Origin of the sequence: Enterobacter sp. 198, from assembly GCF_009025585.1 — a bacterium.
Taxonomy (GTDB): domain Bacteria; phylum Pseudomonadota; class Gammaproteobacteria; order Enterobacterales; family Enterobacteriaceae; genus Enterobacter; species Enterobacter ludwigii.
In genome coordinates this window covers 42,691-68,540 of the sequence record NZ_WCIM01000019.1, presented here as the reverse complement: position 1 = coordinate 68,540, position 25,850 = coordinate 42,691, and the positions used below count along the sequence as shown (strand labels likewise).

Genomic DNA, 25,850 nt, shown 5'->3' with positions numbered 1-25,850 from the left:
ATTACTCATCCGGCAGCAGCTTCCAGCGCGGATCGTCGGTGGGTAATGCCACAAGCGGTTGCGCCACAGCCAGCGTGATCTCATTGGACGAGACGCGCTTGCCATCATTATCTTCGACCACCACCGAAAGCCGCCAGCGGTTGCTCGCGCCTTCACTGTCATCCCAGGCAGGCATAATCACGCTCCAGCCGTCTTCACTGGTATTGTTGGCCGGCGATGTCAGACTCAGCGCCTGCGTATCTCCCTGCCAGTGCAGCTGACGAATCCCGTGCTTACTGCGGATCTGCAGCTTAAGCATCACGGTTTCGCCCCCTTTAAGATCCCACGGCGGTGTCGCCAGGTAGACGGACAACGTTTTGCTCTGGCGGAACTCCATCACCGGCAGGTTATCCCGCTCTGGCGAATCATAGCGACTGCCGCGCAGAGAACGGGTGGCGGCGACTTCACTGGCAGAAAGTTGCTTCACCAGCGGCACGCCAAAGCGGTAGTTGAGCTTGAGGCCAAGATTATTCTGGCTCACCCCACTCTCCCCTTGCTTATGCCCGGCGGTGAGGGTTACCAGCGGAACGGGGGTATAATTCAGCCCCAGATTGACCGCCACCGGGTTGTGATAACCGGTACCGCTGTTGAACAGGTCAACGTTATCACCAAAATATTGCTCAAAGCTGACGCTGGTATTCAGGTGATGGAACCACGGCAGCCACGCTTTAGCGGTCACGTCGTACCCCCGGGCCATGCGCTGCTCCTGAATGTCAGAGCGATCGCGCCAGCCGGCAAAGGGCTGATAATAGTTCGCAGACAGACGCAGGTTCTCGCCCCACACTTCCGCACCTAACCCGGCACGCTGCAGGTTTTCATCCAGCAGGTTGTCGTAAAAGGTGTTGTAGCCGAGCAACCATTTTCCGGCAACCCAGCGCTGCCCAATGCCGGCATTGCTCACCAGACCGTCAGTCTGCTGCGTCAGGCCAAGCTGGCTCCAGCTCAGATAACGGTTGTTATCGTTCCACGGAATAAACCAGCTGCCGCTGCTGCCGTTAAATTTGCCGTCGTCATCCACCAGCAAGTTCACGCTGGCGTTCCCCCACGGCGAAAGCCAGGATTCAATATGCTGGTTCACTTCGCCGCTCACCGCGTCACGCACCTTGCCAAAGGCAAACTGACGCGCCTGCTCGCCTGTCGTCAGGCCGTTATCGGTCATACTGGCTTCGCCAAACGCTTTCGCCATTTCTGCCAGATGTTTTTCGCCCTCGGTCGTGGGCGCCGCCATGCCGAGATCGGGCAAATTATCCCCGTTGTTATCAAAGGGGTTCTGTGCCTGTTGCACAAAGGAATTCGGCGCACCGTGAACGGCTCCGACCGGAATGAGGGGGAGTAAAGCAAGCAAACGAAGATGAGATGAAACAGCCATTAACGTCGTAAGAAATACCCGATGCTTACGTGAGAACACCGGGTACCTTACCGTTATTCCTCACGTTTTGCAGCCTTAAGAGGAATTTTCCGGAATATCCTGAAACATTGTTTTTAGTTCAGGCACACAGGAGCCGCAGTTCGTTCCGCAGCGCAGCCTGGCACCCAGCGCCGCGACGGAATCACACCCTCCCCCAATCGCCTCGCGTATGACGGTTTCCCCCACGCTGAAACAGCTGCAGATGATCCGGCCCGGATCGACACTGTCCCCGGTTCCCTGTCCATTCAACAACGCGTGGCGCTCAGCAAGCGTCACGGGAGGTGAACGAAACGCGGCTTCAATTACCGCGTGCGCCAGTGTCGGTAACGCAGTGCCTTCCCAGAACCCGAGCATCAGTTGTCCGTCATGCCAGGCCAGCACGCTGCTGCGCTCGCTGGTCTGCGCGACCTGCAGCTGCCAGCCCCGTTCACTGGCGTACTGCATAACCCACGCCAGCAACGGCTTATCCCCCGCCACCGTCAGACGTGAGACTTTACGCCACCAGCAGACAGCGGGTGGAAGCTCCGGCAGTTCACGGGCATAAAGCTCACCCTGCCAGCCCGGCTGCCAGGGCATAATCCTGACGGCCGTCTGTTTACTCTCGGGCTGACCGGACAGCGGGTCACAGCGCCCTTCCACCAGCGCATTCACCTTCCCCTGGCGGGCAAACTGGGCATTCCAGTGCATTGGCACAAACAGCTCACCTTCTCGCTGCCCGTCAGTGATACGCACTCTTGCCAGCATCACCCCACGCGGAGAGCTGATGCGCGCCAGCTGTCCGTCGTACAGTGAGAAGCGCATGGCATCGGCGGCGTCGATCTCAACACACGGCTCAGCACTATGCTGCATCAGTTTCGGGACGTACCCCGTCCGGGTCATGGTGTGCCACTGATCGCGGATACGTCCGGTATTGAGAATCAGCGGGTATAGCGCGTTTATTACCGCACCGTGTGGCTGAGGCTCTACCGGCACAATTTCCCGGCGCGCAAAGGCCCCCGCTGACCACTGATAAGGCTCAAGCCGGTCCCATTCCTCACGGGTAAGTGACGCCAGTTCATGAAGGTTAAACGCCCGCGCACCGTCATTTTCAAAGGCCGAGAGCGCTGCATGCTCACAAAAAATTTGCTGCGGATGTTCCCAGGCGAAGGCTTCACCATAGCCCAGCGCCTGTGCCACCCAGGCGATGACCCACCAGTCCGGTTTGGTCTCTCCCGGCGTCGGCAGAAAGGCGCGCTGGCGCGAAATACGCCGCTCGGAATTGGTTACCGTACCGTCTTTCTCCCCCCACGCCTGTACCGGGAAACGGATATGGGCATAGCGGCTGGTGTCGGTCTCCTGCATCACCTCGGAGACAATCACCAGCGGGCAATGTTCCAGCGCCTGACACACCGCGTGGCTGTCCGGCAGCGAGACGGCAGGATTGGTGCCCATGATCCACACCGCTTTCACTTCGCCGCGGGCGATCGCATCAAACAACTCCACCGCCATCAGGCCCGGCGTCTGGGCCAGTCTTTCTGTACCCCAAAAACGCGCCACCCGCGAAAGAGACGCCGGCTCGAAATTCATGTGAGCGGCAAGCTGGTTCGCCAGCCCACCCACCTCCCGCCCCCCCATCGCGTTAGGCTGTCCGGTCAGCGAAAACGGTCCGCAACCCTGACGGGCGAATTTTCCGCTGGCCAGATGAACGTTGATGATGGCATTACACTTGTCGCTGCCGCTTGAGGACTGATTAATGCCCATGGTGTAGAGCGTGATGGCCCGCGGCGCAGTCACAAACCAGTCGTAGAAGGTCCCCACGTCCTCGGTTGAGAGCCCACAAAACTCAGCCACCCGGGCGATGGGCCACGCGTCGGTTCCCTGAATCAGATTGAGTAAACCGACAAACAGCCCGGCGTCACTGCCGGGCGTAAGCGCCAGATGCAGGTCAGCAATATCACAGGTGGCCGTTTTGCGTGGGTCGATAACCACAACTTTCATCGCAGGATTGTTCTGGCGCGCCTGTACCAGCCGCTGATACAGCACCGGATGGGTCCATGCCGCATTTGACCCGACCAGCACCACCAGATCGCTGTTTTCCACATCCTCATAGCTGCACGGCACCACATCTTCACCAAACGCGCGCTTGTAGCCTGCCACCGCGGACGACATACAGAGCCGCGAGTTGGTATCTATGTTTGCCGCACCGATAAACCCTTTCATCAGCTTATTGGCGGCGTAATAGTCCTCGGTCAACAGCTGGCCGGAGGCGTAAAACGCCACCGCCTGTGGTCCCCAGGTGTCGATGATGGTCTGCAGCCGTTCACCTGCCGCCGCCAGCGCCCGGGACCATTCCACCGCCTGCCCGTCGACCACCGGGTGCAGCAGTCGCCCCTGCAGACCGGTCGTTTCGCCTAATGCCGAGCCTTTAACGCACAGGCGTCCAAAACTGGCGGGATGGCGTTCATCTCCGCGCACGGTAACCTTCTCACCCTCTACCGTTGCGATCACGCCGCAACCCACCCCGCAGTAAGGGCACGTCGTTCGGGTTTCATTCATGACGCCTCCGCACGCAAGATCTGCGCGTCGTTCCCGACCCACACCTGACCGTTTTCTATTTTCACCGGCCAGGCGCGCACCGCAGGTTCCCCGTTATCGGCCTGACAGCCGTCGCGCAGACGGATACGCTGCTTATAGATCGGAGAGATGACCACCGGCTCGCCGGCAGCATCGCCCAGAATACCGCGTGAAAGCACGTTTGCTGTGCTGCCCGGCTCGAGATCGTCAAGGGCATAGACAGATTGACCAAAGCGGAAAAGCGCAATCGGTTTTCGCCCCAGCCGGGCGCCGATCCCCGCCTGCTCAGGGATCTCATCGATAGCGCAGACCGCTTGCCAGCGTTTATTCTCTTCTAACGGCTGACGGTTCACTTCGGTACGGAACAACGCCAGACGGCTCGGATCGTTAAGCGTGGTCTGCCATTCACACTGGTAGGTTTCCACCACGCGGGCCATCTCCTGTTCCAGCTCGTGCGCAATGCCCAGGCTGTCGTGAAGAATCACCTCGCGCAGGTAGTCGATCCCCCCTTCCAGATTGTCCATCCACGTACTGGTACGCTGCAGGCGATCCGCCGTGCGGATGTAGAACATCAGGAAACGGTCGACGGTGCGGATCAGCGTCTCGTCATCCAGATCGCTGGCAAAGAGATCCGCATGGCGCGGTTTCATGCCGCCGTTACCGCAGAGATACAGGTTCCAGCCTTTGTCGGTCGCAATGACGCCCACGTCCTTGCTCTGAGCCTCCGCACATTCACGGGTACAACCGGACACGGCCATTTTAATTTTGTGCGGCGCGCGTAAGCCTTTATAGCGGTGCTCAAGCGTGACCGCGAGACGCGTGGAATCTTGCACGCCATAGCGGCACCAGGTCGACCCGACGCAGGATTTCACCGTGCGCAGGGATTTACCGTACGCGTGACCGGTCTCAAATCCGGCCTCCACCAGCGCCTGCCAGATCGCCGGCAGCTGGTCGAGCGTGGCGCCAAAGAGGTCGATACGCTGCCCGCCCGTGATTTTGCTGTACAGCTGGTAGCGTTTGGCGATCTGGCCGATAGCTATCAAGCCGTCGGCCGACACTTCCCCTGCAGGCATCCGGGGCACAATGGAGTACGTCCCGTCTTTCTGAATATTGGCAAAGTAACGGTCGTTGGTGTCCTGCAGCGGCAGATGTGCCGGTTTCAGCAGGTACTCATTCCAGCAGGAGGCGAGCACTGACCCCACCAGCGGTTTACAGATTTCGCAACCGTGCCCCTGCCCGTAACGGCTGATAAGCTGGTCGAAGGTACGAATATGATTGACGCGCACCAGGTGATAGATTTCCTGACGCGACCACGGGAAGTGTTCGCAGATGTCCTTTTTTACCTCCACGCCCTGCTCCGCAAGCTGGTACTCCATCACTTGTTTCACCAGCGCGCTGCATCCTCCGCAACCGGTCGCGGCTTTGGTGCACTGTTTTATGGCTCCAATATCCGCGGCACCGGCACTTACCGCCTGACAGATATCACCTTTGCTGACGTTATGGCAGGAGCAGATCTGCGCACTGTCAGGCAGTGCCGCCACGCCGAGGGCTTTTGGCGCGCTCCCGGCGAAGGAAGGTAAAATCAGCGTTTCAGGCTCTTTGGGTAGCGCTATGCCGTTGAGCATCATCTGCACCAGGGTCGCATATTCGCTGGCATCCCCCACCAGTACGCCGCCCAACAGGGTTTTATTGTCCTCACTGACCACGATCTTTTTATAGATTTGCTGCGGACCATGCGTCCATTGATAGCTAAGCGCGCCGGGTGTTCTTCCATGAGCATCGCCAAACGAGGCCACATCTACCCCCAGCAGCTTCAGTTTGGTGCTCATGTCAGCCCCGGTAAAGGCGCTCGCCTCTCCCGCCAGCGTGGCCGATGCCACCCGCGCCATCTGATAACCCGGGGCGACCAGACCAAAAATTTTACCCTCCCACAGCGCACATTCGCCGATAGCGAACACGTCTTTATCGGAAGTCTGGCACTGGTTATCAATGCAAATCCCGCCGCGCTCTCCGGTCACCAGGCCACTGCTGCGCCCCAGTGCATCCTGCGGGCGAATACCTGCAGAGAAGACCACGATGTCAGTTTCCAGCTGTTCACCGTCCGCAAAGCGCATCACCAGCCCGCCGTTCGCAGAGACGATGTCGGTGGTGGCTTTGCTGGTGTGAACGCCCACGCCAAGCGCTTCGATTTTTTTGCGCAGCATGGCCGCGCCGTCGTTATCGAGTTGTACCGCCATCAGGTGTGGCGCAAACTCCACGACATGCGTTTCCAGGCCCAGCTGTTTCAGGGCATTCGCGGCTTCCAGTCCCAGCAGGCCACCGCCAATGACCACCCCGCAACGGGATTGCTTTGCCTGCGCGGCGATGTTATCCAGGTCGTCCAGCGTACGGTAAACAAAGCAGCCCGGCAGCGTGCTGCCCGGTACCGGAGGCACAAACGGGTACGAGCCGGTCGCCAGCACCAGTTTGTCCCAGTGGGTTTCATGCCCACTGGCGGTACGCACGACGTGTGCGTCGCGATCGATACTCACAATTTGCTGCGAGAGGCGAAGCTCAATGCCGTGTTCAGCAAAGAAATCACCGTCCACCAGTGAGAGCGATTCTGCGCTTCGTCCGCCAAAATACTCTGACAAATGCACACGATCGTAGGCGGCATAGCGCTCTTCGCCAAAAACGATAATCTGGTACTGCCGGTGCAAATTGCGCTTCACACAGTCTTCGAGAAAATGATGGCCGACCATACCGTGTCCAACCACCACCAGCGTAGGTTTTGTCATAGCGTTTTGTCCTGCAACCTGCGGTTGCGTAGTGAATCGATTGAACAGCCAGTCCGCGTGGGCGGGCGCAGCCGTTGCCAGTAAATCGGTGAATGTTGCCGCGTTGCGGCAATCCCCCATCAGCAGCACGCCAGCAAGCGCACCGCGATGCAGTAACAAACGGCGATAGTGACGGGTCAGCGGATCCCAGGCGCTCCAGACCACATCGTCCGGCAGAACCTCTGCTCGCCCGGCGCTGAACAGCTCCACACCGGGTACTTTGAGGCGCATGCCGCTGTCGGTCAGGGCAAATGGCGTGCTAGCCTCCCCAGCCAGCCGGGCGGCGAGGATATCTGCCTGCGCCAGGCAAGGTGCGACCAGGCCGAACGTCTGGCCGTCGATTTCACAGCACTCACCAATGGCGCTGATCGCCGGGACTGAGGTCTGCATCTGGTGGTTAACCACAATGCCGCGGGCACAGTGAATGCCGCTGGCTTTTGCCAGTGCGACATTGGGCTGCACGCCGGTCGCCAGCACCACGCGAGAGGCGTTAATCTTGCGTCCGTTGTGTAACGTCACGGCATCCGCCGCAATGGCGGTCATTCCCGATGACAGTTCGCAGCGAACGCCGCGCTCCGCCAGCGCCTCTTCTAGCAAAACGCCTGCCTGCCCATCGAGCTGCTGTTCCATCAGCCACGCACCACGATGCACCAGCGTGACGTTGTCACAAGACCGGGCCAGTGCCGCTGCGACCTCGACGCCGAGCACCCCACCGCCCAGCACTACAGCTGGCCCCGGGTTCTCCTGAATCGCGCGGATATCGGCCAGCGTACGAAAGGTGAAGACATGCGGAGCGTCACCGCCCGGAATGGGAGGTACAAACGGCGTCGACCCGGTGGCAAAGACCAGTTCGTCCCAGGCCAGCGTGGTTGCTGTGGTACGGACCTCGCGTTTCTCAACATCCACGGAGAGCACCTTTTCGCCCCGTCGTACCGTCACACCCCGTGCGTGATACCAGGCGTCATCCTGCAGGCGGATCTGCTGCGCCTGTTTTTCCCCGCCCAGTACCGGCGAGAGCATGATGCGGTTGTAAGCGTGTTCCGACTCCTCGCCAAACACGGTGATCGTGAAGCGACCGGGCGCACGCTCGGTCAGCGAGGCAATCAGCCTTGTTGCGGCCATCCCATTACCGATAACGATCAGTCGCATCACCGCCTCCGTTACGCCGCTTTAGGCTGTTTTTCATAGAGGAAATGGAGGATCTGCTGACGCATATGGTGATAGCGGCTATCGTCCGCCAGCTGAACCCGATTGCGCGGGCGAGGCAGGTCAACGTGCAGCACCTCGCCGACGGTGGCCGCCGGGCCGTTAGTCATCATCAGTACCCGGTCAGAAAGCAACACGGCCTCATCCACATCGTGGGTGATAAGCACGATGGTGGTGTTCAGCGCCTGCTGGATTTGCATCACCGAGTCCTGCAAATGCGCGCGCGTGAGCGCATCCAGCGCGCCAAACGGTTCATCCATCAGCAGGACCTTCGGCTTAATCGCCAGCGCACGGGCAATGCCAACGCGCTGTTTCATGCCGCCGGAGATTTCCGAAGGCCGTTTATGCAGGGCATGCCCCATCTGGACGCGATCGAGGTTGTGTTCAATCCACTCCTTGCGCTCCGCCTTGCTCATGGTGCGGCGAAAGACCTGATCCACCGCCAGCGCAACGTTGTCGAAGCAGGTGAGCCACGGCAGCAGAGAATGGTTCTGAAACACCACCGCACGCTCCGGTCCTGGCCCGGCGATTTCGCGGTTATCGCAAATCAGCCCACCTTCGGTCGGCAGGGTGATCCCGGCAATCAGGTTGAGCAACGTCGATTTGCCGCACCCGGAGTGGCCAATCAGGCTCACGGTTTCGCCTTCGTGAATATCAAAAGAGACATTCTGCAGCGCCAGAAACTCGCCGCTGGCAGTAGAAAAACGCTGGCTCACGGCCTGGACCTGAATTAATGGTTTCATCTTCGCTCCTTATTTTTCCTGCCAGCTAAAGCGACGGGCGATCAGCATCAGCCCCTGCTCCAGCAGCAACCCGACCACGCCAATGATGACGATGGCGATGAGAATGTTTTCGACGTTGAGGTTGTTCCACTCATTCCAGATCCAGAAGCCGATCCCCAGCCCACCGGTGAGCATCTCGGCGGCGACAATGACCAGCCAGGCGATGCCAATAGAGAGGCGAACCCCGGTCAGCACTGCGGGCAGCACGGCCGGGAAGAGGATCCGCCGCATGATGGTCCACTCGGAGAGCTGCAGCACGCGGGCAACGTTAAGGTAATCCTGCGGAATACGACGTACCCCTTCGGCGGTGTTAATCACCATTGGCCATATTGAGCAGATAAAAATGGTCCAGCTGGAGGCGGGCTCCGCTTTCTGGAACAGCAGCAGGCCGATAGGCAGCCAGGCTAAAGGACTGACCGGGCGTAACAGTGCAATCAACGGGCTGAACATGCGCGAACAAAAGGTGAAGCGACCGATCAAGAAACCGAGCGGGATCCCCGCGAGCGCCGCCAGACCAAAGCCCACCGCCACGCGCTGCAGCGAAGCGAGCACGTTCCAGCCGATACCCATATCGTTTGGCCCGTCGCGGTAAAACGGGTCAGCGAAGAGCGTTAATGCGGAATCCAGCGTGCTGAGCGGCGTCGGGAACCCTTTGCTGTTGATCGCGGCCAGCTGCCAGAGCAACACCAGTAACCCGAGCCCCAGCAGCGCCGGGATCACGCGCTGCAGAAGGTCATTCATCCGTCGCGTGAACGTCGGTGCGCGGCGGCGAACCTGTACCGGAGGGAGGGTAATCACTTCCCCGCTCGCCGGCGTCTCGTCTTTCGATTTCGTGCTGTGCAGATGCTGCATAATCAGGCCCCTTTACGGTGAATAGCGAAGCGGTTGGCGTAACCGTCCGGATCGGTACCGTTCCAGACGGTACCGTCCATCAGGGTGCTGCTGCGATACGGTGATGACGGGGTGGATATGCCTCCCACCGCCGTGGCGGCATCCTGCCAGACCGAGGTCTGGTTAATGCGCTGCGCGATGGCGGCATAATCCGGCGCCGATTTGAGCAAGCCCCAGCGGCGGAACTGGGTTAAAAACCACATCCCGTCGGAGAGGTACGGATAGCTGACGGCACCCTCGTTGAAGAAACGGATCGGATGCGCATCCTGCCAGCGCTGGCCAAGCCCGTTGTCGTACTCTCCCAGCATCCGTCCGGTGAGATACTGCTCTTTGGTGTTCAGCCACGCCCGGCGAGCGAGGATTTGGGCGGTCTCACGTTTGTTGTCTGGTGATGCATCAATCCAGCGTGCGGCTTCCAGTACCGCACTCACCAGCGCCCGCGCGGTGTTCGGGTTTTTCTCCACCCAGTCGCGACGTGTGCCAAGAATTTTTTCCGGATGATCGGCCCAGATCGACTGGGACGTTGCGGCGGTAAACCCAATTCGGTCGTTAATGGCGCGCGCATTCCACGGCTCACCAACGCAAAAGCCGACCATGTTGCCAATCCGCATGTTCATCACCATTTGCGGCGGCGGCACAACCACGGTCCGGACGTCATCGAACGGATTAATGCCCGCGCTGGCCAGCCAGTAGTACAGCCACATCGCATGCGTACCGGTCGGGAAAGTGTGTGCGAAGGTGTAAGTACCCGGTGCCTGCTGCCCAATCAGCGTTTTCAGCCCGTCAAGATCGCGAACGCCCTTCTCTGCCAGATCGCTGGAGAGCGTGATGGCCTGACCGTTCTGGTTCAGGGTCATCAGGTTTGCCATCTGCTGTGGCTTACCGGCAAGCCCCAGCTCCAGCCCGTACAGCAGGCCGTAAAGAATGTGGGCGGCGTCCAGTTCGCCTGCCACCAGCTTATCGCGCACGGCTGCCCAGCTTGCCTCTTTGGTTGGCACGATGGTGATGCCATATTTTTTATCAAACCCCTTCAGCGCCGCGATAACCACCGGCGCGCAGTCGGTTAACGGTATAAACCCGATGCGCACCGTCTCCTGCTCCGGTTTATCCGAGCCTGCCGCCCACGCGGCCTGCATGACGCCCGGTAACAACATGGCGCCGCTCGCCAGCATGCTGGCCTGTAAAAACCGCCGTCTCGACAAATCCGCCATGACCACTCCTGAAAAAAAGACAAAAAAAAGCGCCCACCCGTGCCGAAGCACCGCTGGACGCCTTTATCCCGAAGACAGATGCACCGCCGTTGGCGCACCGTCAAAAATGGTTAATCAGATAATGCAAAGGGAATGCCAGGTTTTACTGCCCTGTTTTCCGGGCGTTTACCGGGAATTCCCCACGACCGCGCACCTCAATCAGGCACTAAATGCCCACTGATTGTGCAGCTACTCCTTAGGGGTTACCTGCCACAAGCTCTTCACGGTGAGCAGCGCGCGGGCGATATCCACCATGCGCTGATTTTTGTCCATCGCCATTTTACGCAGCGCCGTCCATGCCTGTTCCTCACTCATCTTTTGATGGGTCATCAGTACGCTTTTCGCTTTATCGATGGTTTTGCGCTCTTCGAGCGTATCGCGCAGTGACGCAAGCTGACGGGAAAGCTGTTCTATCTCGCGCGCCTGCTGGCGAACCAGGGTTAACAAGGGCTTATCGGGGTAAGAGGCCAGCGGGTCGTCCAGCTCGTCAGCCGGGAGCGTGTAGTCCTCCTGTCGATGGATACGTTCGTCCACCGCGATCATCAGATCGGCGATAACCATCTCCTCCAGGGTGCGCAGATGCTCAAGGCGTGCCGTTTGCAGAGCAAACCAGGCCAGTGCGGTATGGCCATTGTCAGCGGCTGGCTGGCGGGTACAGGCCACGCGCCTCAGTTGCTCCGTCTCACGGTCAGGCTGGCAATTCTGGGAAAAGGTGGTTTGCACATCCGCCGTGCTGTGGGTCATGAAAATCTCGAAGCAGGCCTGCTGTCCGTCAATCCGGTCCACCAGCCGCTGACGGATGCCATCGTCAAAATAGCCCTGCGTGAAGCCAATGGCGCCCAGCGCCCGCTCTTGTCCCGCCAGCTCTTTACCCTGCATCAGGCTATAAAGCGCGACAAAACGGCCTGCGATTTGCGGATCGTCAATGCTGTCATTAAGCTGCGGTACGATACTGAGCAGATGACGCAGGATGCGACAATAGTGATCCATCGCCTGCGGGGCCGTGATGGTTTGCTGAATAACGCCGTCACGAAGGGCTGACAGGTTATCCAGACTTAGCAGCGCGGCGGCTATACGTTCGCACACGCCGCTGCCCTGGAACGGGGAGTGATTATCCAGAACGTCATAAAGCGCAGTGAGGTTTTCATTCACCAGCGCCCGGCTCGCTTTGCATTCGGCAGCGTACAGCTTACCCTGTGAGCAGAGCCAGACGTTAGAGGCTCCACGCTCGCACTGCAGCATATGCACCAGCAGGCTGATGGCATTAACCAGCACGCCAAGCTGTGCCAGCCTGCTCAGTTGCTCCCGGCGCATTGACCTTGCACGCTGGAGCCATTCGGTCGCACCTGGCGAAATGCCAGCCATTAATGTCATGCTTACTCTCCCGGACAGCGAAACCTTGGATAGCTAAGCAATATTCGTGCCTTTAAAAGAACAGGAGTCAACATGCAAAAGATTGTTATCGTCGCCAACGGTGCGGCTTACGGCAGCGAATCCCTTTTTAACAGCCTGCGCCTGGCGATCGCGCTACGTGATAAAGAGAGTGAACTGGAGTTACGGCTCTTTTTAATGTCGGATGCGGTCACCGCCGGGCTGAAGGGGCAAAAACCGGCAGAAGGCTACAACATTCAGCAGATGCTGGAGATCCTGACCGCGCAAAACGTTCCGGTCAAACTGTGCAAGACCTGCACCGACGGGCGCGGCATCACCGGATTACCGCTGATTGAAGGTGTGGAAATCGGCACGCTCGTTGAACTGGCCGAGTGGACTCTGCGCGCCGATAAAGTATTAACTTTTTAATAATAAACCCGTAAAAATATTATTTTCTTATGGACGCGGTTTCAGCATCAAGTTTACCTGCAGGGTTGCCGATAGGCATGGAAACAACACAGCAGGTATTTCACTTATGTTCAGATCCATTCGTGCACGCATCATTGCCGCGACGACAGGTTGTCTGGTCGTCGCCCTTCTTCTTAATACTGTCATCAATTTTCATGTCACACGCCAGGATAACCAGCAGTCACAGCGCGACATCCTGACCAGCACCAGCGCCAGCCATAACATGGCGATTGCCGACTGGGTGAAGAGCAAAATGACGGTTATCGCCTCCGCACAAACCGTTGCGCTCAGTGACGATCCGGTTCCGGTCTTTAAACAGCTTGCCCAGGCGGGTGGGTTCACTAACGTATACGTTGGCTATGCCAGCAAAACGGCGAAATTCTCTGAACCAGCGGGCGTACCGGCGGATTATGACCCCACGATCCGTCCCTGGTATCAGCAGGTCGTAAGCCAGGATAGCCCGGTCGTGACCGCGCCTTACGTTGACGCCGGTAGCGGAAAACTGGTGGTGACGTTTGCCGTGCCGGTGAAAGAAAACGGTACTCTGAAAGCCGTGGTGGCTGGCGATGTGGCGATGGACAGCGTGGTAGCTAACGTGCGCGGGATCCACCCAACCCCGGCAAGCAGCGGGCTGCTGCTGAATAGCGATGGCACCGTCATTGCCGCCAGCGACCCTGCCCTGACGCTTAAACCGTTCGCCGAAACCCTCAAAGGCATCGACTTTGCGGCGCTGAAAAGCGGAAACCCGGTAAACGGGACCTTCAATGGCGCCGAAAAAACCTTCGTGGCAACCGCCGTGCCGGGTACGAACTGGATGCTGGTTGTTGCCCTGGACACAGGCGATGCCACCTCCGGAATGCGCTCGCTGCTGAAAGCCTCGGCCATCTCGCTGGTGATCCTGGCCTTACTCAGCGGCGCCATTGTTCACTTCCTGATTGCGCGTCTGCTGAAGCGCCTGTCTGACATTCGCGATGCGATGCATAACATTGCGAACGGCACTAACGATCTGTCGCAACGCCTGCCGGACAGCGGCGATGACGAAGTGGCGCAGATAGCGCAGGCGTTTAACGCCTTCAGCGACAAGCTCTCGGTGGTGATGGTACAACTGCGGGATGCCAGCGCATCGGTGAAAAACGCCGCGCGGGAAATTGCGGCAGGTAACCAGGACCTCTCAGGGCGTACCGAGCAGGCCGCCTCCAGCCTTCGCGAAACGGCCAGCGCCGTGGAAGAGATCACCGCGTCAGTAACCCAGTCGAACGAGTCTGCGGCTGAAGCCAATGACCAGGCGAGTAAGGCCTCTGCGGCGGCGGCTCGCGGCGGCGAGGTGGTATCGCAGGCCATCAACACCATGCAGTCCATTGAAGTGGCTTCCGCGAAGATTGGCGACATCACCAGCGTGATTGACGGGATTGCCTTCCAGACCAATATCCTGGCGCTGAACGCCTCGGTGGAAGCCGCACGCGCCGGAGAGCAAGGCCGTGGGTTTGCCGTGGTGGCCGGCGAGGTGCGTAATCTGGCCAGCCGCAGCGCGCAGGCGGCGAAAGAGATTAAAACGCTTATCGATTCCACCACCAACAGCGTGGCCACCGGCTCCCGCTACGTTCATCTGGCCGGGGAAAGCATGAACGAAATCCGCTCCAGCATCGGTAGCGTGTCGGGCATCATGCGTGAAATCTCCATCGCCACCAGCGAGCAGATGAAAGGCATCCAGGAGATTAACCATGCGGTGACCCATCTGGACAGAATGGTTCAGCAGAACGCCGAACTGGTGGTGCAATCTGCCGCTGCAGCCGGCGCGCTGCAGAGCCAGGCGGGCGACCTTGCTGAAACTGCCGGGCATTTCCGCATTTAATGTTAGGGTGGCGCGCGTTCACCGGGCAAAACGCGCGCCAGAGTAAATTTTCAGGAATTTTGTCATTTTTGTTTAATCGTTACGCCATTTTTTGATCAAAGTCAGCATCCTCACCCTCCCCCTTTGGTGTTATGCCATGAGTGAATTGTGAACAATATCACGCTCGGATATGGCAGCAGGGAGAGCGTTGTTTAAGACTACGGGGTAAAAAATGGCACTGGTAAAAACAAGTTTGAAATTGTTTGGCGGGGATACGGTCGTGGTGCGGTGTTCTGAGCGCTGCCGCATTCATTTGATGAGTTCGAAAGCACAACAACACTCGCAGGCGGATATCCTGACCGTGCAGGATGACAAGGCATGGCTTACCGTGCCGTACACCGGCACGTGGGATGTCCTGATTGACAGCCATAGCCAGTCACTGGAGCATTCCGTAAGCTACGTTGCTGCATAAGTCACAAACGCCCGGTCTGCTCACGCAGCCGGGCGCATTCTCAGGCAAAACCGGGACGCAGCGTATTATTCAGCGGGTTCCCTTCCAGCAGCGCTTTCACCTTCACCACCAGCTCATTCAGACAATCGTCCTTCATGCCGAGGCGCGTCAGCTCCTGGTCGAGCGAAAAGAGATACTGCGCGTTGGTGCCCAGCGGCCCACTGGCGGCAGCGATCAACGGGGCAATGACCTGCGTGCGGGTATCCGCTTCATACAGCGGATGGCGCGGATCCATAATAAACACCAGCGCGTTAACGGTACGTCCGTCATCGAGTTCCAGCTTGCACCAGCTCGGCATATAGCAGCCGGTGATCATCTCGCGCTTCCACAGCAGCGTCAGTTCGTCTTCCAGCGTTGCATCCGGCAGGCGGTAAGCCACCCCCGTGGTGCGTCCGCCCTCTTTTAGTGCAAGCATGCGTCCAGGCTGACACGCGCTACCTCGACCGGCCGTCAGGCGCAAACAAAATGCGCGATGCCAGCCAGGAAGTGTACCTGTTGCCGATTCGACAAATTCGAGAGCCGGGTTCCACATCAGCGAACCGTAGCCAAAAATCCATACCGGGCCATCATCCGGGCGGCACGCCAGCGTGGCAGCGAGCGACGCCGCACGTTGTTCAGCTGACCAGAGAAGCGATTCCTCAATAGCACCAAATGCCGTCTTACAATCTGCCTTCATTAAGAAATCACGCGTTAACACTTTCCACCTCCGCCACTGCATGCTTCCTTGCGACATCTGTAATCCGCCTTCCCGGCATTGTGTGCTGGTCATTTTGCCAGCAGTTGAGTAACGATAAGCAATTCACGGGCCAGTTGCAATACAACGGAAGTTCAACCGCCTGAAAAGTCAAAACGAAGGCAGCGAATGATTTCACGGCTATTTCTTTTTATGCCATTTATCGTCGTCTCCTTTCTCATATTCATGTTTTACTGCGGCCCAGGCGACTTTGTGCGCGGTCTCTTCACGGCTGGCATCATCACGTCGATCTTCTTTATCTTTGTACTGATCCCAGGCGCTGTTAAAGGCCTCTTTGTAGATATCCTGCGCGTGCGCGGGCAATACGTGTTGCACGCTGTCTGGTAATTCGCGTTTCGTTTTATATGGCATCGCTAACCCCTCTTTTGGTTAAAGAGATAAGTGTGGACGACGATACGGCATGGTGCCAGTCAATTGAGAATTATGCGTAAATGATAATTTTAATATTATGTTATTAAAGGATTAATTACAGAACACGTTCCATTATCGACACCCCAAAGCCAAAACATTACAAACAGTAAAATTGAGTAAAAAATCAAGGGTATTTAACAGAGATCTGTTAATTTAATGACCGAAAATTCTATCTATAATTACAAGCACCTGCATTGATGGAGAAGCACATGACAGCAGCACACGAGGCGGTGAAGACCCGCCACAAGGAGACATCACTCATTTTCCCGGTCCTGGCACTGGCTGTGCTGCTCTTCTGGGGAAGCAGTCAGTCACTGCCAGTGGTAGTTGGTATCAATATTCTTGCTCTGGTGGGTATCTTAACCAGCGCCTTTAGCGTCGTTCGCCATGCGGACGTATTAGCCCACCGCCTGGGTGAGCCTTACGGCTCGTTAATTCTCAGCCTTTCGGTGGTTATCCTCGAAGTCAGCCTGATTTCCGCGCTGATGGCGACCGGTGACGCCGCACCGACCCTGATGCGTGACACCCTCTACTCCATCATTATGATTGTGACAGGTGGTCTGGTGGGCTTTTCACTGTTACTGGGCGGCCGCAAATTTGCGACCCAGTACATGAATCTGTTCGGCATAAAACAGTATCTGATTGCCCTTTTCCCGCTGGCGATTATTGTGCTGGTCTTTCCGATGGCATTGCCGGGGGCCAACTTCTCAACCGGTCAGGCGCTGCTGGTTGCGCTGATTTCCGCAGCCATGTACGGCGTGTTCCTGCTGATTCAGACCAAAACGCACCAGAGCCTGTTCGTCTATGAACATGAAGATGACGGCGACGACCCGCATCACGGTAAGCCGTCGGCTCATAGCAGCGCGTGGCATACGGTTTGGTTGATCGTACATCTGATTGCGGTTATCGCCGTGACCAAAATGAACGCCAACCCGCTGGAGACGCTATTAACCGAGCTGAATGCCCCGGTCGCGTTTACCGGTTTCCTGGTGGCGCTGCTTATCCTGTCGCCTGAGGGGCTGGGGGCGCTGAGAGCGGTGCTGAACAATCAGGTGCAACGCGCAATGAATCTGTTCTTTGGCTCGGTCCTGGCGACAATCTCACTCACCGTGCCGGTGGTGACGCTGATTGCCTTTATGACCGGTAACGAGCTGCAGTTCGCGCTGGGTGCGCCAGAGATGATTGTGATGGTGGCTTCACTGCTGCTGTGCCAGATATCCTTCTCGACCGGGCGCACCAACGTGCTGAACGGCGCGGCGCACATGGCGCTGTTTGTGGCCTATCTGATGACGATATTTGCCTAAGCGTTGTTCGGTGAGGCTCTGAGGCCACACCCGACACCTCTTCCATCGGGAGAGGAATAACCAAAAAAAACCCGCCGAAGCGGGTTTTTTTATTAGTGGCTGGTATCCAGCTCGTCGAAACTCTTCACCAGATCGTCAATCGCTTTGATCTGTTTCAGGAACGGCTCCAGTTTAGCCAGCGGCAATGCGGACGGGCCGTCGCACTTCGCGTTGTCCGGGTCCGGGTGCGCTTCAATGAACAGACCGGCCAGGCCAGTCGCCATACCGGCGCGCGCCAGCTCGGTGACCTGCGCACGGCGGCCGCCAGAAGCTGCACCAAACGGGTCGCGGCACTGCAGCGCATGGGTCACATCGAAGATGACCGGAGACTGGTTGGACACGTTCTTCATCACGCTGAAGCCGAGCATATCAACGACCAGGTTGTCATAACCGAAGTTTGCGCCACGGTCACACAGGATCACTTTATCGTTGCCGCCTTCGATAAATTTATCGACGATGTTACCCATCTGGCCAGGGCTCACGAACTGAGGTTTCTTCACGTTGATGACCGCGCCAGTTTTCGCCATCGCTTCCACCAGGTCCGTCTGACGCGCCAGGAACGCCGGCAGCTGGATAACGTCGACAACGTCCGCAACAGGCTGCGCCTGAGAAGCTTCGTGCACGTCGGTGATCACTTTCACGCCAAAGGTCTGTTTCAGTTCCTGGAAAATTTTCATCCCCTCTTCCAGGCCCGGGCCACGGTAAGAGTGAATGGAGGAACGGTTGGCTTTGTCAAAAGAGGCCTTAAACACGTACGGGATACCCAGTTTCTGGGTCACGGTCACGTAGTGCTCGCAGATACGCATCGCGAGATCACGGGATTCCAGCACGTTCATACCGCCAAACAGCACGAACGGCAGGTCGTTTGCCACGTTGATATCACCAATGCTAACCACTTTTTGTTTCATAGGATCGCCTTATTCAGGTGTGAATCGGAATTAAGATTAATGCAGTGTAATTTGTTTGTGCGAGATCGCGTTGATCTGCGCACGAATCATTTCGCTGATCGGGTCTTCCGGGCATTGCTCAACGAAATAATTCAGATCGTTCAGCGCCACATGCTCGCAATCAAGCTGGGCATAAATCAGCCCGCGATCGCGGATTTCGTACGGATCTTCCGGATTAAACTGCAGCAGCACTTCACTGGCACGTAATGCCAGCTCCATCTGACGCTCTTCCATCAGCGCAGATTTCAGCGTATCCAGCAGTTTACGGATCACCTCAGCGTTATCCGCCTCGTCGAGATCTTCATTAAAGAGCTCGGCAACCGGGCTAATATTGCCTTTTAACCAGACGTCCAGCGTATGCTCATCCAGCGTATCGCCGTTAAACGGATTGATGAGCCACATCTCACCGTCCAGCCACTCCGCTCGCAGGATCATCTGCGTCGGGAAAATGACCGGCACCAGTGGAATATCCAGACGATGCGCGACCCACAGCAAAATGGAACCCAGCGCAACCGCGCTGCCCTGACGATTTTTTAAGACCTGATCCAGCCATAGTGCGTCAGACAGACGATACACGCCACGCGTGTCGCAGAAACCCCATTCGCCGTAGAAAAGCTCAAGCAGCTTCTCTAATTGCCAGTCCTGCGGGCGCGCCTGATTGATCTCTTCACGCGCCAGGCTGACCAGATTCTCCAGCTCTTCGTAGACGTATTGCGACGTAAAATCGTCGCGGATCATCTCCGAAATCAGGATCATGCCATCGCAAAGCGGCACTTTATTAAATTCGAAATCGGCTAAGGACCTCATGACTTACCCCAGTAACGGTATTCTTGTGGTGGCGAGTTTAATGATGATGTACAGCACCACCAGCCCCAGCAGAAAGGCGATAAAACCGGTCTGCTGGCTGCACGGACGACGACGCCCAAGCGCGATAAAACCCAAAACGATGTAGATGATAACGCCAAACAGCTTTTCAGTCAGCCATGCGCCTTTATCAGTAAATGGCAGATAGCCGGTCTTCCACATTAATCCGGCCCCTGAGAGAAACAGCACCGTGTCAATACAGTGCGGCGCAATACGCACCCAGCGGGCGTCAATCAGCGGATTATTGCTGTAACGCCACCAATAACGGACGATGAAAAAGCTGATGGTCAGGGCAACGGCTATCAGGTGGGCCGTGATCAGCACGGTAAAGAGACTCATGCCCATTGTCCCAGCGTCAGACGGTCGTTGCCGCCATAGTCGCGACAGGTTTCCACCGCACGATAACCTGCAGCGATGAACACGTCACGCACCGCGTCCCCTTGCGTCCAGCCGTGCTCGACCAGCAGCCAGCCGCCGGGGAGCAAATGCTGTCGTGACGTTGTCACAATATGCACAATATCCGCCAGCCCTTCGTTGGCAGCGACCAGCGCCGTCAGCGGTTCGAAACGCACGTCCCCCTGCGTCAGGTGCGGGTCATGCTCGTCGATATAGGGAGGGTTGCTGACAATCATCCCGAACGTGCGGTTATCCAGCGCGCTAAACCAGCTGCTTTGCAGAACGGTGACGTTCGGGAAGCCCAGACGCGCCACGTTACGCTGCGCCAGCGCTACCGCATCGGGCATCACGTCAACCGCCGTCACCTCGCAGTCAGGTCGCTCGCTGGCCAGCGCCAGGGCAATTGCGCCAGTGCCGGTTCCAAGATCGAGAATTCGGCAGGCTTGCGCGGGTAAACGCGACAACGCCTGCTCCACCAGACACTCGGTGTCCGGACGTGGGATCAGGGTCGCTGGGGAGACGTACAACGGCAGTGACCAGAACTCACGCTCCCCGACCAGATGCGCCACCGGCTCACCGGTTTTGCGTCGGGCAAGCAGCGTAGCGAGCTGCGCTTCCTGCTCAGCGCTCAGCTGCGTCTCGCCGAAAGCCAGCAGGTAAGTGCGGGCTTTCCCCGTCACAAACTCAAGCAAAATTTCGGCGTCACGTTTAGGGCTTTCGCTCGCGGAAAGCTCACTGGCGGCCTGCCGTAACCAGTGCTGAAACTCCATTATTCCTGCTCGGACAGTGCTGCCAGCTGGTCGGCCTGGTATTCCTGCACGATAGGCTCAATCAGCATATCCAGCTTTCCTTCCATCACTTCGTCCAGACGGTACAGGGTCAGGTTGATGCGGTGGTCGGTAACACGGCCCTGCGGGAAGTTATAGGTACGGTTACGGTCGCTGCGATCGCCGCTGCCCAGCAGGTTACGACGCGTGGAGGCTTCCGCCTGTTGACGTTTTGCCATTTCAGCCGCGTGGATACGCGCGCCCAGCACGGATAAGGCTTTGGCTTTGTTCTTGTGCTGAGAACGTTCGTCCTGGCACTCCACCACGATGCCGGTTGGCAGGTGGGTAATACGGATAGCGGAATCGGTGGTGTTAACGTGCTGACCCCCTGCCCCGGAGGAGCGGAAGGTATCGATACGCAGGTCCGCCGGGTTGATGTCCGGCAATTCTGCTTCAGGCAACTCTGGCATCACCGCAACCGTACAGGCAGAAGTGTGAATTCGCCCCTGAGATTCGGTGGCAGGTACGCGCTGCACGCGATGACCGCCGGATTCAAACTTCAGACGACCGTACACGCCGTCACCGCTGATTTTAGCGATAACCTCTTTGTAGCCGCCATGTTCACCGTCGTTGGCGCTCATAATCTCAACGCGCCAGCGACGCGCTTCGGCGTAGCGGCTGTACATACGGAACAGATCGCCGGCAAACAGTGCCGCTTCGTCACCGCCGGTCCCGGCGCGGACTTCGACAAAGGCGTTACGCTCATCGTCCGGATCTTTTGGCAGCAGAAGCACCTGCAACTGTTGCTCCATCTCTTCAGAACGCGCTTTTGCGTCCAGCAACTCTTCCTGCGCCATCTCGCGCATTTCAGGGTCGTCGAGCATCATCTGCGCAGTTTCAATATCTTCCTGGACCTGTCGCCAGTCGGTAAAGCATTTTGATACATCACTCAACTGCGCGTATTCACGCGAGAGCGCGCGAAAACGTTCCTGGTCAGCAATGGTCCCGGCATCGCCGAGCAGCGCCTGTACTTCTTCATGGCGCTCGTGCAGAGCTTCCAGTTTAGCGACGATAGAAGGCTTCATAGGCGTAAATGCACCTTGTAATAGAAAATGGGTATAGGGCGCTATTCCAGCCCGAGGCTGTTGCGCAGAATAGTCAGGCGTTCATCATCCCCGTCACGGGCGGCCTGCTGAAGAGATTTGGTTGGTGCATGGATCAGGCGGTTGGTCAGTTTCCAGGCCAGATCCTGCATAATGGCTTCTGCGTCGCCACCCTGCTGAAGGGCGGCCAGCGCTTTGGCGGTCAGGTCATCACGCACCTGCTCCGCCTGACCGCGGTACTCGCGGATAGTCTCGCTGACGCTTTGCGCGCGCAGCCAGGCCATAAACTCACTTGTTTCCTGCTCTACAATGGTTTCCGCCTGAACCGCCGCCGCTTTACGCTGGGCAAGGTTATGCGAAATGATGCTTTGCAGGTCGTCCACGCTGTAAAGGTAGGCGTTCGCCAGTTTACCGACTTCCGGTTCGACATCGCGCGGGACGGCAATATCCACCAGCAGCATCGGTTGATTACGGCGGGATTTCAGCGCTCGCTCGACCATCCCTTTACCGATAATCGGCAGCGGGCTGGCGGTAGAGCTGATGATAATATCTGCCTCTTTCAGGCGCTCATCGATGTCGCTCAGCGCAACCACCTCGGCACCCACCTCGTCCGCCAGCACCTGTGCACGTTCGCGGGTACGGTTAGCGATAATCATCTTTTTAACTTTGTGTTCGCGCAGATGGCGCGCCACAAGTTCGATGGTTTCGCCCGCCCCGACCAACATCACAGTGACGGTCGACAGGGATTCAAAGATTTGACGGGCCAGGGTACAGGCCGCGAAAGCAACAGAAACCGCACTGGCACCAATGTCGGTTTCGGTTCGCACACGCTTCGCCACGGAGAATGACTTCTGGAACATACGCTCCAGTTCACTGGCTTTCAGATGCCCTTTTTGCGAATCGGCAAACGCCTTTTTCACCTGACCGAGAATTTGTGGCTCGCCGAGCACCAGCGAGTCCAGGCCGCTGGCCACACGCATCAGATGGCTGACTGCATCGTTATCCTGATGCCAGTAGAGGCTATTACGCAGCTCTTCTTCGTTGAGGTTGTGGTAATCACATAACCAGCGGATCAGCGCTTCATGCAGGTTGTCCTGCTCTTCAACGCTTAGGTAGAGTTCAGTACGGTTGCACGTCGAGAGCACCACGCCACCCTGCACCATCGGCTGTGCAAGCAGGCTGTCCAGCGCCAGGTCAAGCGTATCCGGCGAAAACGTTACGCGTTCTCGCAGCGAAACCGGGGCTGTTTTGTGGTTAATACCGAGTGCTAATAGGGTCATGTTGAGCGGGAGTAGTACCAGCGTTAATAAGGTTAGCAGAACGCATCATACAGGATGCGCGAGATCAATAAAAGAGACTGCCCCCTTTCGGAGTAATAGCTTATACAATGCTTTGAGATAATTTGAACGTAGACGGTGGCACCCTTCGACGCTAGCATTAACAGTTATAACTGCAACGTATCTCAAGGATTTGTCCTCATTATGACCCGACTGATTCGCCTGCTGCCCCTGGCGGCACTGGTTCTGACCGCATGTACCGTCACCCAACCTAAAGGCCCGGGCAAAAGCCCTGATTCACCGCAGTGGCGTCAGCACCAGCAGGACGTCCGCAATTTGAGCCAGTACCAGACCCGTGGTGCCTTCGCTTATCTCTCTGATGAACAAAAAGTGTATGCGCGTTTCTTCTGGCAGCAAACCGGGCAGGACAACTATCGCCTGCTGCTGTTAAACCCACTGGGCAGCACCGAACTGGAGCTTATTGCCAAACCGGGTGAAGCGCAGATCACCGACAACAAAGGCCAGCACTATACCGCCACCGACGCCGAAGAGATGATCGGCAAGCTGACCGGAATGCCTATTCCGCTGAACAGCCTGCGCCAGTGGATCCTGGGCCTGCCGGGTGACGCGACCGACTACCAGCTTGACGACCAGTACCGTCTGAGCCAAGTGAACTACACCCAGAACGGCAAAACCTGGAAAGTGGTGTACAGCGCCTATGACAGCAACACCAGGCCTTCCCTGCCATCCAACATGGAACTGACCCAGGGCAGCCAGCGCATCAAGCTGAAAATGGACAACTGGATCGTTAAATGATGACCCACTGGCCTTCTCCGGCAAAACTGAATCTGTTTTTATACATCACCGGACAGCGTGCTGACGGGTACCATACCCTGCAGACGCTGTTTCAGTTCCTTGATTACGGCGACACAATCACGATTGACCCGCGTCAGGACGGCGAGGTTTGCCTGCTGACGCCGGTTGATGGCGTGGCGCATGAAGATAACCTGATCGTGCGCGCTGCACGTCTGCTGATGAAAGCGGCGTCGGACACCGGTCGTCTGCCGGCAGGAAGCGGCGCGGATATCCGTATTGAGAAGCGTCTGCCGATGGGCGGTGGACTGGGCGGTGGCTCATCAAATGCCGCCACCGTGTTGGTTGCCCTGAATCACCTCTGGGGCTGCGGATTATCTCAGGATGAGCTGGCAGCGTTAGGCTTAACACTGGGGGCGGACGTCCCGGTCTTCGTGCGCGGTCATGCGGCGTTTGCTGAAGGGGTGGGCGAAATACTTTCCCCGGTCGAGCCGCCGGAAAAATGGTACCTGGTGGCCCACCCGGGCGTCAGCATTCCGACCCCGGTCATCTTCAACGATCCTGACCTGCCACGGAATACCCCGGTGCGGTCAATAGAAACGTTATTAAATTGTGAATTCAGCAACGATTGCGAGGTTATCGCAAGAAAACGTTTTCGCGAGGTTGATGCGGTGCTTTCCTGGCTGTTAGAATACGCGCCGTCGCGCCTGACTGGCACAGGGGCCTGTGTCTTTGCTGAATTTGACACCGAATCCGCCGCTCGTCAGGTGCTTGAGCAAGCGCCGGTTTGGCTGCATGGTTTTGTAGCACGTGGGATGAACACCTCCCCCCTACAGCAAGCCATTCTGGCGCAGACTGAGTTTCGGTGACAACGTCACCCTGTTCCAGACGTTGCATCGCGCTCTTTAATACACCGCCTGGATAGCATTTCGCCTGGCCCGCACAGTTTGCGGCGAACGCTATCCACCACTGGACGCATGCCTGAGGTTCTTCTCGTGCCTGATATGAAGCTTTTTGCTGGTAACGCCACCCCGGAACTAGCACAACGTATTGCCAACCGCCTGTACACTTCCCTCGGCGACGCCGCTGTAGGTCGCTTTAGCGACGGCGAAGTCAGCGTACAAATCAATGAAAATGTACGCGGTGGTGATATTTTCATCATCCAGTCCACCTGTGCTCCAACAAATGACAACCTGATGGAACTGGTTGTTATGGTCGACGCCCTGCGTCGCGCTTCAGCAGGCCGTATCACTGCTGTTATTCCTTACTTCGGCTATGCCCGTCAGGACCGTCGAGTCCGTTCCGCGCGTGTGCCAATCACTGCCAAAGTTGTCGCTGATTTCCTCTCCAGCGTTGGCGTTGACCGTGTTCTGACCGTTGACCTGCATGCAGAACAGATCCAGGGCTTCTTCGACGTTCCGGTTGATAACGTATTCGGTAGCCCAATCCTGCTGGAAGACATGCTGCAGCTGAATCTGGATAACCCAATCGTGGTTTCTCCGGACATCGGCGGCGTGGTACGTGCTCGTGCTATCGCTAAGCTGCTGAACGATACCGACATGGCAATCATCGACAAACGCCGTCCACGCGCTAACGTTTCTCAGGTGATGCACATCATCGGTGACGTTGCTGGCCGTGACTGCGTGCTGGTTGACGACATGATCGATACCGGCGGTACGCTGTGTAAAGCAGCAGAAGCGCTGAAAGAGCGTGGTGCCAAGCGCGTATTCGCCTACGCGACTCACCCGATCTTCTCCGGTAATGCAGTAAACAACCTCCGCAACTCCGTTATCGACGAAGTAGTGGTGTGCGATACCATCCCACTGAGTGACGAGATCAAAGCGCTGCCAAACGTGCGCACCTTGACCCTGTCCGGGATGCTGGCCGAAGCGATTCGTCGTATCAGCAACGAAGAATCTATCTCAGCAATGTTCGAACACTAATCGAACACGGCCGAAAAACCCGCTGCGGCGGGTTTTTTTGTCTCTGATATTTATTTGTATGATCAATGCCTCCTTCACCTGCCATTCATATGACAGATGATGCGCA

22 protein-coding genes are annotated in these 25,850 nt (G+C 57.5%); 7 read left to right on the top strand and 15 right to left on the bottom strand.

Annotated elements, in window-relative coordinates:
- Position 1 precedes the first annotated feature (1 nt).
- From F8561_RS10360 to nasR, 7 genes are all read right to left on the bottom strand, one after another.
- Positions 2 to 1,408 (bottom strand): YchO/YchP family invasin, encoded by a 1,407-nt coding sequence (locus F8561_RS10360; RefSeq protein WP_032669735.1) that lies wholly within the window; start codon positions 1,406 to 1,408, stop codon positions 2 to 4.
- A gap of 75 nt (positions 1,409 to 1,483) precedes the next feature.
- Positions 1,484 to 3,982, bottom strand: a complete 2,499-nt coding sequence (locus tag F8561_RS10355) for a nitrate reductase (RefSeq protein ID WP_151887409.1) — start codon at positions 3,980 to 3,982, stop codon at positions 1,484 to 1,486.
- Positions 3,979 to 7,965, bottom strand: a complete 3,987-nt coding sequence (nirB, locus tag F8561_RS10350; RefSeq protein ID WP_151887408.1) for a nitrite reductase large subunit NirB — start codon at positions 7,963 to 7,965, stop codon at positions 3,979 to 3,981. Before nirB ends, F8561_RS10355 begins: the two co-directional genes overlap by 4 nt.
- Positions 7,966 to 7,976: 11 nt before the next feature.
- Positions 7,977 to 8,765 carry an ABC transporter ATP-binding protein gene (locus tag F8561_RS10345; protein WP_151887407.1) on the bottom strand — a complete coding sequence of 263 codons (789 nt, stop codon included), beginning with the start codon at positions 8,763 to 8,765 and terminating at the stop codon, positions 7,977 to 7,979.
- A gap of 9 nt (positions 8,766 to 8,774) precedes the next feature.
- Positions 8,775 to 9,656 carry a nitrate ABC transporter permease gene (ntrB, locus tag F8561_RS10340; RefSeq protein WP_014170482.1) on the bottom strand — a complete coding sequence of 294 codons (882 nt, stop codon included), beginning with the start codon at positions 9,654 to 9,656 and terminating at the stop codon, positions 8,775 to 8,777.
- Between the two features lie 2 nt (positions 9,657 to 9,658).
- Positions 9,659 to 10,906 carry a CmpA/NrtA family ABC transporter substrate-binding protein gene (locus F8561_RS10335; RefSeq protein WP_032678342.1) on the bottom strand — a complete coding sequence of 416 codons (1,248 nt, stop codon included), beginning with the start codon at positions 10,904 to 10,906 and terminating at the stop codon, positions 9,659 to 9,661.
- 228 nt (positions 10,907 to 11,134) lie between these two features.
- A complete protein-coding gene (gene nasR, locus F8561_RS10325) occupies positions 11,135 to 12,319 on the bottom strand; it encodes a nitrate regulatory protein NasR (RefSeq protein WP_079230890.1) in 1,185 nt (394 codons plus the stop codon).
- Between the two features lie 72 nt (positions 12,320 to 12,391).
- On the opposite strand from nasR, the gene F8561_RS10320 reads away from it, so the two are divergent.
- The 3 genes from F8561_RS10320 to F8561_RS10310 all read left to right on the top strand — a co-directional run bounded on the left by F8561_RS10320 (position 12,392) and on the right by F8561_RS10310 (position 15,087).
- Positions 12,392 to 12,745 carry a DsrE/DsrF/TusD sulfur relay family protein gene (locus F8561_RS10320; RefSeq protein ID WP_020882353.1) on the top strand — a complete coding sequence of 118 codons (354 nt, stop codon included), beginning with the start codon at positions 12,392 to 12,394 and terminating at the stop codon, positions 12,743 to 12,745.
- Between the two features lie 106 nt (positions 12,746 to 12,851).
- Positions 12,852 to 14,636 carry a methyl-accepting chemotaxis protein gene (locus F8561_RS10315; RefSeq protein ID WP_151887406.1) on the top strand — a complete coding sequence of 595 codons (1,785 nt, stop codon included), beginning with the start codon at positions 12,852 to 12,854 and terminating at the stop codon, positions 14,634 to 14,636.
- 211 nt (positions 14,637 to 14,847) lie between these two features.
- Entirely contained in the window at positions 14,848 to 15,087 is a 240-nt protein-coding gene (locus tag F8561_RS10310) for a DUF1883 domain-containing protein (protein ID WP_014170489.1), read from the top strand.
- A gap of 40 nt (positions 15,088 to 15,127) precedes the next feature.
- Here F8561_RS10310 and F8561_RS10305 read toward each other — a convergent pair whose 3' ends face one another.
- Together F8561_RS10305 and chaB are read right to left on the bottom strand one after the other, a co-directional pair.
- Positions 15,128 to 15,823 carry a gamma-glutamylcyclotransferase gene (locus F8561_RS10305; protein WP_020882351.1) on the bottom strand — a complete coding sequence of 232 codons (696 nt, stop codon included), beginning with the start codon at positions 15,821 to 15,823 and terminating at the stop codon, positions 15,128 to 15,130.
- Positions 15,824 to 16,000: 177 nt separating this feature from the next.
- Complete coding sequence (gene chaB, locus F8561_RS10300) at positions 16,001 to 16,231, bottom strand: putative cation transport regulator ChaB (RefSeq protein ID WP_032680829.1); 231 nt, start codon at positions 16,229 to 16,231, stop codon at positions 16,001 to 16,003.
- A gap of 269 nt (positions 16,232 to 16,500) precedes the next feature.
- Here chaB and chaA point away from each other — a divergent pair, with 269 nt between their 5' ends.
- Positions 16,501 to 17,595, top strand: coding sequence for a sodium-potassium/proton antiporter ChaA (gene chaA / locus F8561_RS10295; protein ID WP_020882349.1), 1,095 nt, complete (start codon positions 16,501 to 16,503; stop codon positions 17,593 to 17,595).
- A gap of 92 nt (positions 17,596 to 17,687) precedes the next feature.
- Here the strand turns inward: chaA and kdsA are convergent, their stop codons facing one another.
- The 6 genes from kdsA to hemA are packed head-to-tail and all read right to left on the bottom strand — an operon-like array spanning position 17,688 to position 22,991.
- The gene (gene kdsA, locus F8561_RS10290; protein WP_014170494.1) at positions 17,688 to 18,542 is read right to left on the bottom strand and encodes a 3-deoxy-8-phosphooctulonate synthase; all 855 of its coding nucleotides are present in this window, start codon (positions 18,540 to 18,542) and stop codon (positions 17,688 to 17,690) included.
- A 36-nt stretch (positions 18,543 to 18,578) separates the two neighbouring features.
- Positions 18,579 to 19,388, bottom strand: coding sequence for an invasion regulator SirB1 (gene sirB1, locus F8561_RS10285; RefSeq protein WP_014170496.1), 810 nt, complete (start codon positions 19,386 to 19,388; stop codon positions 18,579 to 18,581).
- Between the two features lie 3 nt (positions 19,389 to 19,391).
- On the bottom strand, positions 19,392 to 19,784 hold the full coding sequence (sirB2, locus tag F8561_RS10280; RefSeq protein WP_151887405.1) for an invasion regulator SirB2: 393 nt from the start codon (positions 19,782 to 19,784) through the stop codon (positions 19,392 to 19,394).
- On the bottom strand, positions 19,781 to 20,611 hold the full coding sequence (gene prmC / locus F8561_RS10275; protein WP_032678346.1) for a peptide chain release factor N(5)-glutamine methyltransferase: 831 nt from the start codon (positions 20,609 to 20,611) through the stop codon (positions 19,781 to 19,783). Before prmC ends, sirB2 begins: the two co-directional genes overlap by 4 nt.
- Complete coding sequence (gene prfA / locus F8561_RS10270) at positions 20,611 to 21,693, bottom strand: peptide chain release factor 1 (protein ID WP_014170499.1); 1,083 nt, start codon at positions 21,691 to 21,693, stop codon at positions 20,611 to 20,613. The genes prmC and prfA overlap by 1 nt, the downstream gene beginning before the upstream one ends.
- 41 nt (positions 21,694 to 21,734) lie before the next feature.
- A complete protein-coding gene (gene hemA, locus F8561_RS10265) occupies positions 21,735 to 22,991 on the bottom strand; it encodes a glutamyl-tRNA reductase (protein WP_014170500.1) in 1,257 nt (418 codons plus the stop codon).
- 201 nt (positions 22,992 to 23,192) lie between these two features.
- Between hemA and lolB the strand changes: the two genes are divergently transcribed.
- The 3 genes from lolB to prs all read left to right on the top strand — a co-directional run bounded on the left by lolB (position 23,193) and on the right by prs (position 25,744).
- The gene (gene lolB / locus F8561_RS10260; RefSeq protein WP_025203912.1) at positions 23,193 to 23,804 is read left to right on the top strand and encodes a lipoprotein insertase outer membrane protein LolB; all 612 of its coding nucleotides are present in this window, start codon (positions 23,193 to 23,195) and stop codon (positions 23,802 to 23,804) included.
- A complete protein-coding gene (ispE, locus tag F8561_RS10255) occupies positions 23,801 to 24,670 on the top strand; it encodes a 4-(cytidine 5'-diphospho)-2-C-methyl-D-erythritol kinase (RefSeq protein ID WP_151887404.1) in 870 nt (289 codons plus the stop codon). Before lolB ends, ispE begins: the two co-directional genes overlap by 4 nt.
- Before the next feature lie 126 nt (positions 24,671 to 24,796).
- Positions 24,797 to 25,744 (top strand): ribose-phosphate diphosphokinase, encoded by a 948-nt coding sequence (prs, locus tag F8561_RS10250; protein ID WP_003856663.1) that lies wholly within the window; start codon positions 24,797 to 24,799, stop codon positions 25,742 to 25,744.
- Positions 25,745 to 25,850 lie beyond the last annotated feature (106 nt).